This window comes from Nocardioides sp. NPDC051685 (assembly GCF_044453405.1).
Taxonomy (GTDB): Bacteria; Actinomycetota; Actinomycetes; order Propionibacteriales; family Nocardioidaceae; genus Nocardioides.
Genome location: NZ_JBITCR010000004.1, coordinates 82709 through 95619, shown reverse-complemented (window position 1 = coordinate 95619; position 12911 = coordinate 82709). Strand labels below are relative to the sequence as shown.

12 protein-coding genes are annotated in these 12911 nt (G+C 66.6%); 6 read left to right on the top strand and 6 right to left on the bottom strand.

The features are described from left to right. Positions 1-3 precede the first annotated feature (3 nt). Complete coding sequence (locus ACIA03_RS13255; protein WP_396983074.1) at positions 4-2703, bottom strand: DEAD/DEAH box helicase; 2700 nt, start codon at positions 2701-2703, stop codon at positions 4-6. Between the two features lie 56 nt (positions 2704-2759). Continuing rightward, positions 2760-3653 (bottom strand): alpha/beta hydrolase, encoded by an 894-nt coding sequence (locus ACIA03_RS13250; RefSeq protein ID WP_396983072.1) that lies wholly within the window; start codon positions 3651-3653, stop codon positions 2760-2762. 177 nt (positions 3654-3830) lie between these two features. Between ACIA03_RS13250 and ACIA03_RS13245 the strand changes: the two genes are divergently transcribed. The 4 genes from ACIA03_RS13245 to ACIA03_RS13230 all read left to right on the top strand — a co-directional run bounded on the left by ACIA03_RS13245 (position 3831) and on the right by ACIA03_RS13230 (position 7684). Then, positions 3831-4553, top strand: a complete 723-nt coding sequence (locus ACIA03_RS13245; RefSeq protein WP_396983070.1) for a molybdopterin-dependent oxidoreductase — start codon at positions 3831-3833, stop codon at positions 4551-4553. A 34-nt stretch (positions 4554-4587) separates the two neighbouring features. After that, positions 4588-6195, top strand: coding sequence for a DHA2 family efflux MFS transporter permease subunit (locus ACIA03_RS13240; protein ID WP_396983068.1), 1608 nt, complete (start codon positions 4588-4590; stop codon positions 6193-6195). A 62-nt stretch (positions 6196-6257) separates the two neighbouring features. Beyond that, a complete protein-coding gene (locus tag ACIA03_RS13235) occupies positions 6258-7031 on the top strand; it encodes an endo alpha-1,4 polygalactosaminidase (RefSeq protein ID WP_396983066.1) in 774 nt (257 codons plus the stop codon). A gap of 113 nt (positions 7032-7144) precedes the next feature. Then, positions 7145-7684 (top strand): hypothetical protein, encoded by a 540-nt coding sequence (locus ACIA03_RS13230; protein WP_396983064.1) that lies wholly within the window; start codon positions 7145-7147, stop codon positions 7682-7684. A 7-nt stretch (positions 7685-7691) separates the two neighbouring features. Here the strand turns inward: ACIA03_RS13230 and ACIA03_RS13225 are convergent, their stop codons facing one another. Next, positions 7692-8204 carry a hypothetical protein gene (locus ACIA03_RS13225; protein ID WP_396983062.1) on the bottom strand — a complete coding sequence of 171 codons (513 nt, stop codon included), beginning with the start codon at positions 8202-8204 and terminating at the stop codon, positions 7692-7694. Next, a complete protein-coding gene (locus tag ACIA03_RS13220; protein WP_396983060.1) occupies positions 8204-9520 on the bottom strand; it encodes a putative T7SS-secreted protein in 1317 nt (438 codons plus the stop codon). Before ACIA03_RS13220 ends, ACIA03_RS13225 begins: the two co-directional genes overlap by 1 nt. Before the next feature lie 601 nt (positions 9521-10121). On the opposite strand from ACIA03_RS13220, the gene ACIA03_RS13215 reads away from it, so the two are divergent. Next, entirely contained in the window at positions 10122-10421 is a 300-nt protein-coding gene (locus ACIA03_RS13215) for a DUF4333 domain-containing protein (protein ID WP_396983058.1), read from the top strand. A gap of 62 nt (positions 10422-10483) precedes the next feature. Here ACIA03_RS13215 and ACIA03_RS13210 read toward each other — a convergent pair whose 3' ends face one another. Then, positions 10484-11734, bottom strand: coding sequence for a hypothetical protein (locus tag ACIA03_RS13210; RefSeq protein ID WP_396983057.1), 1251 nt, complete (start codon positions 11732-11734; stop codon positions 10484-10486). Between the two features lie 186 nt (positions 11735-11920). Between ACIA03_RS13210 and ACIA03_RS13205 the strand changes: the two genes are divergently transcribed. Further along, complete coding sequence (locus ACIA03_RS13205) at positions 11921-12508, top strand: hypothetical protein (protein ID WP_396983055.1); 588 nt, start codon at positions 11921-11923, stop codon at positions 12506-12508. A gap of 14 nt (positions 12509-12522) precedes the next feature. On the opposite strand, the gene ACIA03_RS13200 is transcribed toward ACIA03_RS13205, so the two are convergent. Then, on the bottom strand, positions 12523-12909 hold the full coding sequence (locus ACIA03_RS13200; protein WP_396983053.1) for a hypothetical protein: 387 nt from the start codon (positions 12907-12909) through the stop codon (positions 12523-12525). Positions 12910-12911: the final 2 nt, after the last annotated feature.

The following is a 12911-nucleotide window of genomic DNA, read 5'->3' as shown; positions in this document are numbered from 1 at the left end:
CGCTCATGAGGCGATCCGGCGGCGTTTCCGGCGCTTCTGGGGGCCGAGCTTGACCAGCTCGCGGAGCTCGGCGTTGGACAGCTCGGTGAAGGCGGCCTCGCCGGCCCCGAGGACCGCGTCCGCCAGGACCCGCTTGCGCTGCAGCAGCTCGGCGACGCGCTCCTCGACGGTGCCCTGGGTGATGAGCCGATGCACCTGGACCGTACGCGTCTGGCCGATGCGGTGGGCGCGGTCGGTCGCCTGGTCCTCGACCGCCGGGTTCCACCAGCGGTCGACATGGATCACATGGTCGGCACGGGTCAGGTTGAGCCCGACCCCGCCGGCCTTGAGCGAGAGCAGGAAGACCGGCACCTCGCCGTCCTGGAAGCGCTCGACCATGCGGGAGCGCTCCGCCACCGGGGTCCCGCCGTGGAGGAACTGGTGCTGCACACCGGCCGCGGCCCAGTGGGTCTCGAGGAGACGGGCCATCGCGACGTACTGCGTGAAGACGAGGACCGCCCCCGACTCGGCGAGCACCGTCGAGACCAGCTCGTCGAGGAGCTCGATCTTCTGCGACCGCCCCGTGATCCGGCCGCCGTCCTGCTTCAAGAACTGCGCCGGATGATTGCAGATCTGCTTGAGCCCGGTGAGCAGGCTCAGGACCAGCCCGCGCCGCTGCGGGTCGTCGGCGTCGAGCCGCTCGATCCTCTCCATGGCGTTTCGGACGAACGCCTCGTACAACACGGCCTGCTCCCGGGTCAGCGACAGCAGGTGGTCGGTCTCGGTCTTGGGCGGCAGCTCGGGGGCGACCCCGGGGTCCGACTTGCGGCGGCGGAGCAGGAACGGGCCGACGAGCGCCGCGAACTCCTTCGCCTTCCCGACGTCCGCACCGGCCTCGATCTGGCTCGCCCAGGCCCTCCGGAAGGCGAGGCGGCTGCCGAGCAGTCCGGGCACGCACCAGTCGAGCAGGGCCCACAGCTCGGTCAGGTTGTTCTCCACCGGGGTGCCGGTGAGCGCCACCCGGGCGTGCGACGGGATCTCGCGCAGCGCCTTCGCGGTCGCGGAGGCGGCGTTCTTCACGTGCTGCGCCTCGTCGGCGACGACGAGTCCCCACGACACCGCGGAGAGCAGCTCGACGTCGCGCCGCATCGTGCCGTACGTCGTCAGCACGACACCCGTCGCACCGTCGAGGTCGCGCTCGGCGCCGTGATGACGCCGCACCTCCACCTCGGGGGCGAACCGGGCGAGCTCCGCCTCCCAGTTGCCCAGCAGGCTCGCCGGGCACACCACCAACGTCGGCCCGGCGTGCTCCTTCTGGCGATGGAGGTGGAGCGCGATCGTCATCAGGGTCTTCCCGAGCCCCATGTCGTCGGCCAGGCAGCCACCGAGCCCGAGCGAGGTGATCCCGGCCAACCAGGTCAGCCCCTCGACCTGATAGCCACGCATGGTGGCCTGCAGCTCGGCCGGCACGTCGACAGCAGGCCCCGAGGTCGCCGCGATCACCTCGTCGCGAAGGCGCGCGATCGAGGCCCCGATGATCACCTGCTCACCCGGTGCCGCCTCGGCGACCTCCTTCGGCACCTGACCGGTCAGGGCGACAGCCAGCGCCTCGCCACCACTGATCCGTTTGAGCAGCCGCTTGCGCGCCCGGCGGAGGACGGAGGGATGGACGACCGCCCAGGCCCCTCTCAGCCGCAGCACCGGACCCGCGGCGGCCGCCAACGCGTCCATCTCGGCGGCGCCGAGCGGCTCACCACCGAGCGCCACCTGCCACTGGAAGGCGAAGAGGCCCTTCTCCCCGAGCGGCGACTCGCGCATCAGGTCCTCCCGCGCACGGGTCGAGGTCGACGGCGCCCGGTCCACCGCCACCGACGTCGTCAGGTCTCGCGACAGCGAGCGCGGCCAGAGCACGTCGACACCACGCTCCTTGAGCCACTCGACCCCGTCCTCGAGCAGCTCCGCGACCTCGTCGCTCGACAGCGTCAGCGACGAGGGCACCGGCGGGTCGAGCAGCTGGTCGAGCACCGGCCAGGCCTCCGCGGCACCGCGGAGAGCGACCTGCGCATGCGTACGCGCCCGTGGACCGAAGCCGTGATCGTCGGCCTCGTCCCACAGTCTCTCGGCATCGGCCACGTGCAGCGGGTCGGCCTCATCGTGCACCTGCGGCACCAACGTCAACGCCCCCGCGAGCAGGTCCTCCTCGGGCGCCTCGACCCGGAAGGAGAGGCGCACCAACGACGGCAACGCGGCCGTCACCGGCCCCTCGTCGGTCCGATAGCGCGCCAGCCGGGTCTGCAGCGACTCCCGGAACGCACCCGACCCGGATGCCTTCGGCGCCGAGGTCGGCACCGCGTCCGCCACCGCGGCCACGATCTCCCGCACCAGCAGCTCGGCCGACTCCTCGTCGAGATCCTCATAGGCGCGCGAGGCAGCCAGCAGCCGCACCCGCTCCTCGTCCTCCGGCGTGTAGCGGACCGCCCACGAACCATCGGCGGGTTCCAGCTGTCCCGCGGCCACGAACCGAAGCCCGAGATGAGCTGCCGACGCGACCAGAGCAACCGAGGGATGCAGGTCGGAGGCTGCGTACGCCTTCTTCAGGACCGGCAGCGCGGCCCGCATCGGCAACGACACCGACCGCCGGGAGTCGACGAACTCCACGGCCGAGTCCCGCGGCGGCTGCGCCGGCCGGAAGACGGCGCGGCCGGTGACGGGTACGAAGGACATGGACACGACCGTAGCCGCCACCACGGACAACCCCACCCAGGATCAGTGCATTGGGGTCAGTCGCCGAGCGCGGTGCGCAGGGTGGTCGCCATCAGCTCGATGGCCTCTTTGGCCGCCGGCACCGGGCCGGCGTGGGTGAAGTAGTGGTCGACGCCCTCGAACACGCGGTGGGTGACCGGAACACCCGCGGCGTCCAGGGCCTTGGCGTAGGCGTCGCCCTCGTCGCGCAGGCGGTCGTTCTCCGCGGTGATGACCAGGGCGGGAGGGAGTCCAGCGAGGTCGTCGGCCAGTCCCGGCGAGACGAGGGGATGCGCACGGTCGACCGGATCGGGGACGTAGGCGGCGGTGAAGACCCGCATGAGCTGAGGGCTGAGAAGCGGCTTGGCGATGAGGGACTGCTTGGTGGCAGGGTCGGCGAGCTGGTCGAGCGGGGCGGAGTCGATGATCTGGAGGCGGGGCGTGAACGTGCCGCGATCCCGGGCCAGGCGGCAGACCGCGGCCGTCAGGTTGGCACCGGCGCTGTGTCCGCCCACGGCGAGCCGTGAACCGTCCCAGTCGTTCGCCGGTCCGTTGTCGGCGATCCAGGCGGTGACGTCGTATGCCTGGGTGACGGGTACGGGGTACTGCCTCTGCGGTGCGACGGCGTAATCCACATTGATCACGACGCAGCCGGCCGTGGCGGCGATGTAGCGGCAGATGTGGTCGTCCTGCTCCGGGCGGCCAACCACGAAGCCGCCCCCGTGGAAGTTGACGTACACGGGGGCGAGCGCCGCGGTCGTGGCCGGCGGGCGGTAGACGGTGCACGTGACGGGTCCGGCACCGGTCTCCACCCGCAGGGCTTCCGTGCGCTTCGGGACGTCGGCGAAGCGCAGTTCCTTGTGTACGCGCGCCATGACGCGGCCGAGCAGCAGCTGGATGCCTCTGGCCTGGATTCTTGAGCTGAAGGGCATGACTTCGCCTCGTGTCTACGAAGTTGAAACAACAGGAATCCTGATAATGGACTATCCTGCCCCCTCCGCACAAGGCTCGGAGGGACACCCAGCCGACGGTTTCTCATCCTCGAGGATGAGGTGGTCGCTCTCCAAGGTTGAGGCGCGCCATGCCGGAGCCCTGCCACGGTGGCTGACATGACCAAGACCACCCACTCGCCCGCCGCCCTCCCGCCAGGCCAGCGGCGCATCGACTTCTTCCCGCGCTTCGGGCGACGCGTCGGCCAGCCGCCACCGCCCGTGCCCGCACATCCGACAGTCGTCTTCGGCGGAGCGCTCACGGCACCGATCGAGATCACCGTGGACGAGCTCGTCGGCACCGATCGCCACGAGCTCCGTGCCGACTTCCACTGCGTCGCCGGCTGGTCGGTGACCGGCCTCGCCTGGGAGGGCGTCGCCTTCGCCGACGTCTATCAGCGGTACGTCGCACCGGCCGTCGCCCCCGGCACGATCGTGACTCACGTGATGGTCCGCGGCCTCGACGGCGAGCACTTCGTGGCCGAGCTGGAGGATCTCCTGGCCGACGACGTCCTGCTCGCCGACCGGCTCGGCGGCCGGCCGCTCGACGGCGCTCACGGCGCCCCGCTGCGACTGGTCAACCCGGCGCAGTACGGGTACGCCAACATCAAGCACGTGTGCCGCATCGACGTGCTCGCCGGCGCGCCCGCGGCAGGCTCACCGGCGCTGCTCGACCGGCTGCTGCAGTCCCACCCGCGGGCGCGGGTCTGGGAGGAGGAGCGCCACGGCACGCTGCCCGGCTGGCTGATCCGCCCGGTCTACCGAGCCATCAAGTTCGTCATGCTCTCCGCGGCCGCTCGCCGCGGTGAGCCAGGTCACCAGTCAAAGGTAAATATTGGCTAGGGGACCTATCAACCCACACGTAGGCTGTCAACCCGTGACAGACATTTCTGCCAAGCCTGAGAAGGCGCCCGACGACCACCTCGACAAGAGCGTGCTCATCGTCGCAGGCGTCGTCGTGCTCGGATCGATCATGTCGATCCTCGACATCACCGTTGTCTCCGTCGCACTGGAGACCTTCCAGCGCGAGTTCGACGCCACCTCTGCCGAGGTCGCCTGGACGATGACCGGCTACACCCTCGCCCTGGCGACGGTGATCCCGCTGACCGGTTGGGCCGCCGACCGGTTCGGCACCAAACGCCTCTACATGACTGCGATCGTGCTCTTCGCGCTCGGTTCGGCGCTGTGTGCACTGGCCACGAGCCTGCCGATGCTGGTCGGCTTCCGTGTCCTCCAGGGCCTGGGTGGCGGCATGCTGATGCCGCTCGGCATGACCATCCTGACCCGCGCCGCGGGCCCCGAGCGGGTCGGTCGGGTGATGGCGATCCTCGGCGTACCCATGCTGCTCGGCCCGATCCTCGGCCCCATCATCGGTGGCGCCCTGATCGACTCCGCCTCGTGGCACTGGATCTTCCTGATCAACATCCCGATCGGCGTCATCGCCCTGGTCTACGCCTGGCGCGCGCTCCCCAAGGACCACGTCGAGCCGTCGCAGTCCTTCGACTTCCTCGGCATGGTGCTGCTGTCCCCGGGTCTGGCGCTGTTCCTCTACGGAGTCTCCTCGATCCCCGAGGCCGGCACGATCCTGGACACGAAGGTGCTCTCCTTCATGGTCGCCGGCCTGGTGCTGATCGCCGCGTTCATCCCGTGGGCGCTGTCGTCTCGCAACGACCACCCGCTGATCGACGTACGTCTCTTCGGCAACAAGGAGCTCACCGTCGCGGTGATCACCCTGTCGATCTTCGCGATGGCCTTCTTCGGCGCCTCGCTGCTCTTCCCGCTCTACTACCAGCAGGTACGCGGCGAGGATGCCCTCCACGCCGGCCTGCTGCTGGCTCCGCAGGGCCTCGGCGCGATGGTCACGATGCCGCTGGCCGGCATGCTCGCGGACCGCACCGGTCCGGGCAAGATCGTCCTCAGCGGTCTCACCACGATCTCGGTGGGCATGTTCATGTTCTCGCGGCTCGACGACACCACGCCCTACTGGTATCTCCTGGTGTCGCTGTTCATCATGGGTCTCGGCATGGGCGCGACGATGATGCCGACCTTCGCGGCCGCCCAGGCGACGCTGCGCGAGCACACCATCGCCCGCGGCACGACCCTGGTGAACATCGTCCAGCAGGTCGCCGCCTCCGCCGGCACCGCGCTCTTCTCAGTGCTGCTGACCAACGCCCTGTCCGGCAAGGAGTCGATCTCCGCGGCGGGTGACCTTGCCGACAAGCTCGGGGTCTCCTCCGACGGCCTGCAGAAGTTCATGGCCGATCCGGCCAACCAGCAGAAGGTCGGTGAGGCGGCAGCGTCGCTGGGTCTCGACCCGGCCAAGCTGCCGGAGGTCTTCAAGGCGATCCCGGTCGAGATGGCCGAGGCCTTCTCGACCACGTTTGTGATCGCCGCGATCCTGGTGCTCGCCACGCTCATCCCCGCGTGGTTCCTGCCCAAGAGCAAGGCCGAGCACGGAGCTGCCGCTCCGACGGTTCTCCACTGATCCGCCCACGCGCACGTACGCAGGGCCGGGCTGCCGCTGGCAGCCCGGCCCTCGTCGTGCTCGTGGGTCTGTTCGCGCTGACGGGCTGCGGCGCTCCTTCTGTCGCTCTCCCGCCGAGTGACGGCGTCTTCGACTACCAGCTCGGCGGCACCGCGGATGAGATGTCCGACGGCACCCCGATCGACGTGGTCGCCCGCGACGCCACCGCCGCACCCCTCGATGGCGCCTACAACGTCTGCTACGTCAACGGCTTCCAGACCCAGCCCAGCGCCGACTGGTCCGAGCACCCCTCGGCGCTCCTGCGTGACGCCGCCGGCGATCCCGTACGCGACCCCGACTGGCCCGACGAGATCATCCTCGACCCCTCCACCGCCTCCGCACGGGAGGCGATCCTCGAGGTGGTCGGTCCGGTCATCGAGGGCTGCGCGGACGACGGCTTCGACGCCGTCGAGATCGACAACCTCGACACCTGGACCCGCTTCGACATCTCACGGAAGGGTGCCTTCGCCCTCGCCTCGGCGTACGTCTCCACCGCCCACGACCTCGGCCTAGCGATCGCCCAGAAGAACGCCGCCGAAGCCACCCGCCCCGCCCACGACGACCTCGGCTTCGACTTCGCCGTCGTCGAGGAGTGCGGCGCCTACGCCGAGTGCGCCGCCTACACCGATGTCTACGGCCCGCACGTGCTCCAGATCGAATACCCCGACTCTCTCGCCGAAGCCGGCCTCTCCTTCGCCGACGTCTGCGCCTATCCCGCCCGCGCCCCGCTCACCATCCTCCGCGACCGCGACCTCGTTGAGCATGACGACCCGGCGTATGTCTCCGAGGCCTGCTGAAGCACTAGCCCGGATAACGTCGGCACGCTTACATCGGCACATGCCAACCGAGCGGACATCTCGGGCACGGCACTCGTCCTCGCATCATGCTCTGATGTGGTTTGCTGTCCACTGTGACCGATCAGAACATGCCTCCCGTCGCGTACGAACTGTTTGCGCGTGTCCAGCAAGCAGCGGCTGACACGCCATACAAGGTCGTCCCCACTGCAAAGGGATTCGACGTGGAGTTAGACGTAGCTGATGCAACCTGGTTCGGCCTCTTCAACAAAGCAGGACTCAAGCACGCCTTTATCCATCACGTTTCCGTTCCAGAGAATGGCATCTATTCGGTGACGGACGACGCGAGGACAGTGGAGTGGATCGCAGGCACTCCGAGAATCTCCTATGAGGCCAGTCGAGAGGTTGGACGCGTCAAGAAGGTGTCATTCAACCGAACGTATGCGTTTAATGAGCGTGGCGAGTTCGGCAAGGTTGTTGACTTTACGTTCAACTCCGAGGAAGGCCGTGCGCTGATTTCTTCCGCAGCGGCGGAACTGGGGTACCGGCAAGTACGAGGATCGATCGAGAAAGTCGGTCTCATTATTGGCCTAGGAACGCTGGCCTTGCTCGTGTTGATGGGCGTAGTTATCGGCGCCATCATGCTGACCCGCTAGGACCTCGTCAATCTGCTTCGTCCTCGCTGGATGAGGCAAGAACCTCGACGGTTCTCATGAACTCTTGGAACTCGTCTTTCATTTGCTCCGACTGCCGATAGAGGCAAGTTAAAGAATAGGTGATGACGAATCGCTTGATTGGGTCGTTGACATCAACGATTCCGGCGATGGCTTGGAACCGGCGAACGTCGAATCGACGTCCTTCGTACACCGCCGTGCCAGCAAGTGACTGTGCAATGGCGGGAGCATGCGATGTGCCCACTTCGGTTCGCTTGACGAGCTCTACATCCGTCGCATCATTTTCAAGTACCTCAATCGACTCGTCGGCAATCTCCTGAAACGACGCGGCGTCGGTACGCCACCCACCCGAGACAGTCAGCACAGGCGCGTATCCATCGTGGAAGCCGCGTCGAACGGCCGCGAATACGGCGTTTGTTAGTCCGAGTTCGGATGGATCGGACTGGACCCACTTATCGTTCGGCATCCTGAATGTCACTGGAAAGGGGAACGCCTCAAGCATCAGAACAGCCCTCCGATCGCATCGACCAAGTCTCCACCAGCATCGGCTACCTCTCCGGCGTCGATCGTAAAGTCTAAGTCGACCTTTCCGCCGAGCCCGAGGCCAACACCAAACTCGCCACCGATAGTGATCTTGCCGTCGTCCCAGCCGACCTCTGCATCGGCTGCCGCACCGACGCCCGCCCAACCTTCGACACCTGCCGTGCCTCCAACGCCAGCAACGTCTCCGCTTACCTTTGCATCGGCCTTTGCTCCCGCGAACGCCTCGCCACCAACATGCGCACCCTCCGAGAGGGTAACGCTGGCCGTTCCTTTAGCCTCGGCCGCGACCTCGGCTGATGCTTCCGCGTTGACCTCCGCGTAACCATACTCGGCACCAGCTTTTCCTTCGACGCGGACAGCAGTCGCCTTCGCAGCGACCTCGGCTTCTATCCCGTCACTGACGATCTTCGCCGACGCCTTTCCGGCGACCTCACCGACGATTACCTTGCCTTCGGCGTTGACCTTGACGTCACCCCAGTAGTCTTCGACCTTCCCCTCGTAGCCCCACGCGCGAAGTTTCCCTTCAACCGACCCAAGACTGATCTCGAACGGTGGCTTCTTCGAGCCATCCCTTCCGAGGAGATCGTCCTTGCCCATCCCCTGCCCGAACGTGTCGGACCAAGCGCCCCATTTGATCTTGGGTCCCTTGGCCTCAAACTCGGCATGGCCCATCTGTCCATGTTCCGTCTTCGCTCCAGGTAGGCCCCCAAGCTCATTGACACACGAGAGGCCGGCCTTGTCGAGTGATTCACGAGCATCCTTGAGTACCTCGCGGGCCTCCTCGCGCAGCTTCTCCCCGGGGTCAACAAACTGGCCCGGCTGCGCGGGCCCAAACGACGGGACCTGCGACGGATTGCATCGTTGCTGCTCAATCCATTGGTTGTACGAGGCGACCTGATCGTTGTATGCGGTAGTCGCATCCCTGGTGGCCTTCTCGCCCTCGTTCCACTTGTCGATCGCTGTCTGTGCATGCCCTTGTGCGACACCAAGCGCGTCGGCATATGAACTCAGACTGTCTCCGGAAGCCTTGAGCAGGTCCCTGTACGCCTCCCACTTCTTGATCTCGGCAGATCGGTTCTGAAGGTAGGTCGCCTTGCCATCTCCCCCTTGCCAAGTTGGGATCGCCATACCCTCGATGCTCTGAAGGATCCCGGCCACCCGCCTCCTCTCCTCGTGGAGCACGGCTGCCCGCTCGGCGATGGCGGATTTGTCGCCCTTGATGAGATCCGTCGCGTCGGTCGTGCTACCAAGCTCTGCGCCGTCTGGGAGGCTCATTAGTTCTCCCCAGACGAAGGAGGCTGCCCGCTGGGGCCAGGCGCGGGGAAACCGGGAAACGGTTGTGGTAACGAGGGACTCGTCCCTGGCCCGTACGGGAAGGACGAACTTTGCCCTGGAGTGAAAGGACTTGGCCCCCACGGCCCGGGTGCCATCCGCCAGGCACTTTGCTCGTCGGCCTCCTGATAGTCAGCCGCCTTGCCCTTCAAGAACGTGGCTAGCGCATCAAGGCCGTCGCCGAGGGCGACGTGAGCGTTCCCGACCTGCTCCATCACCGCGGTAAGCCAGCCAGCCAACTCGACGTGGCCGAGAACGTCCGGCGAGAGCTGCGAATCCGGGACGCGGGACGTACCGAGGTCGCCCTTCAGCGTGTCGTACTTGCCTGCAGTCCGTCGCAAGTCGTCGACGGTAACTTCGTATCCGCTCACAGCGTCCTCCGATCAGGTTGGTACCTCTCTTCTACCCCGACTTCTGAACTTCAAACATTCAAAGCACGAGATTCTCGAGAACGACGCAACTCAGTGATCCATACCGAGACAAACCAACGAAGACGATTGTAAGGTGACGCGAGCCAACCGTCTCGGATTGAAGGGCTCCAGTCATGTTCCGTCGCACCGCCCCTGCCTGCATCTTCGCTGCGATCCTCGCGCTTGGCGTCTCCGGCTGCGGTGGCGTCGCGGTGTCCCAGGAGAAGGTCGAGAAGACTATTTCCGACCAACTCGAGGCTCAGGTAGGACAGAAGCCCGACAAGATCGAGTGCCCAGGTGACCTTTCTGGCAAGGTCGGCGAGACGATGAAGTGCACGCTCACGGCAGGAGCCGACGAGCTCGGTGTGAACGTGAAGGTGACAGAGGTCGACGGCACTGATGTCAAGTTCGACATCCAAGTCGATGGACAGTAGGCGATCTCAAAGACGGGCCCGAGGCGCCAGGTAGTGTCTCGGACCAAACGCCCCGAAAGCCATCAGGCCTTGCCCTTCCCGGAGCCGTCGTCCTGCGATTCGTTGGGGGTCCAGCCGCGGGAGGCGTTGGGATCCAGGACGTCGCTCGCGGTCTCGGTCCAGTCGTCGGTGTAGTCGGCTTCCCACTCTTGGTTCTGGCTGCCGTTCTGGTCCCGCTTCTTGGCGCCACGACCGCCGGCCGCACCGGCTCCGCGGCCACCCGCTCCGCGCCCGCCGGCTCCCCGGCCGCCAGCGCCGGTGCCGCGCGCTCCGGCTCCCGTGCCACGGCCACCAGCACCGCGGGCTCCGGCACCGGCTCCTGCGCGAGCACCTGTGGCGCCGGCCCTGGCAGCGGCGGCCCTGGAGGTCGCTCCGGCGATCGCCGCTTTCGCGGAGGCACCGGCCGCGAACCGGCTGGCGATCGCCTTGGCGACGCCGGCACCCAGGAGGGCGCCACCGCCGGCGATAGCGAGGGCGGACATGCCGCCTGTGCCACCGGCGAGGGGCGCGAGGCCGTCAGCGGTCTCGACCATCGCGTACGACGTCGATGGCGCAGGGGTGCCGTCGGCGTTGATCCACTCGGTGCCGTTCCACTCCGGCTTGTTCTCGGCTTCATGCGCCGCGATGTTCGCCTTCTCCTGGGCGATCAGCTCGTGGCCCCAGCCGTCGGGGTAGAGGGTTCCGGAGTTGTACTTCGACACACGCTCACGGGAGGCCGCGACCTGGCTCGCCGATCCGGGCTTGGACGAGGTGCCAGGGGGTAGAGCGTTGGAGTCGCTGCCGTCGTCATACAAGGCGCGTACCTTCGGCTCGGCCTCTTCGACAGATACATCGACTGCCTGAACCCGCTGCGCTGCTTCGCGCTCGGCATCGGCAATGGCCGCCTCAGCCTCGGCGTAGTCCCGCTTAGCGTCCGCATACTTCTGCTGATTCGCCGTCGCTTCGGCGGCCGATGTGCCGCCACCCGGCTTCGTGTTGAAGGACGATTCCGGCGGGACTGGGTTGTGAGAAGCAGGCAACGTCGCCTCGAGCCGCTTGTGCGCCTCCATCGCCTCGTACAACTTGGCGTGGACGATCCACAGCGCGTCGATCGCATCCTTGAGCACATCGCGCTTCTTGTTGGTCTCTTTGCCCGAAGTCTCCATGTCACGCCGAGCCGCCTGGCCGGACAACGAGGTCTCCGAGAAGCCGTCTTCGACACGTCCAGCGTTGTCAAGCATCGTCTTGCCGGCGCCGTTGAAGTTGTCTCGGGCTCCCTCCCAGCTTCTGAGCATCGCTTCGATAGCAGCGATGTCTCCACCCCGCACGTAGTCGCTTAGCCGAAGCATCCACTGACCCTTGACTGCCATTGTCCCTCCCGAGGGCTTGGTTGCGGGACCGCTCGATCCCAAGATGCATGTTGTGCGACTGGCTGGGCATCGCACCCCGCCTGCACGGTGGTCTGTTCTAGAGTCTGCCCCATGACGATGTCCCGGGCGAGCGCCATGGCCGCATTGATCCTGTCCGTTGCTCTCGCCGGTGCAGGCTGCGCATCATCAGGCAGCAGCGGCAATCCCCCCGAAACCGCCGACCCGAAGGCCACACCCTCGGCCTCACCCACTGAGTCGTCAGCTCCTGCGGATTGGAAGGTCGCAGCGATCGAAGATGCTCAGGTCCAGATCCCGCCGGATTGGACGACCGAGCAGGCGGGGAAGTGGACCGTGTCCCTTGTCGCCCCGAAAGATGACCTCGGCTCGTCCGCTGGATTCGGCACGTTCCTATCGGGCCCCCTCGGACCGGGAGATCTGGAGAAGGCCGCCGAGTACGAGAAGGACATACTCGTCGATGACGGCGCCGAGAACCTCAAGCGCCTCCCCGACGTCACCGTCGACGGATCAGTGTTCTACCACTTCCAGTACGAAACCGGTCACACCTGGAACGACAGCTACGGCACCAAGGACGGCGAAACGCTCATCGAGATCAACTGGGACTTGTCCAAGACCAGCCTCGACCGGAAGGAAGCGGACACCCTGATCGCCAAGGTGCTGCCGACGTTCCAACTGCTCTGACTCCGTCGGCAGAGTCAGATCGCGAGGTACTTACCGGGGCCTTGGTTCTTGTTGAAGATGACCAATGGGTTGCTCATCAGCGCGAGGGCATTGGCGAACTTCTGGGCATTGACCGCAGCGTCGACGTCAGCACCTTCGATCGCGACCATGGCTTCGTGGATCGCTTCGCTGGTCTCATGGAGACCCTTGGCGGTGTCCCCGAGGGAACTGTCGATGTTCTGGTGCCCCTTCCGGACCACAGCTCCCAGCCACTCGCCTCGCGCGGAACCACCGAACATGCCGCCAACCGGGTCAGCGAGCTGCTTCCGGGCCTCCAACACGCGTTCGCGTCGATCGTTGAGATCCTGCCGTGCTGCATCAAGCCGCATTGCGTCGACGCTGACCTGACCGTCGTCACCCATTG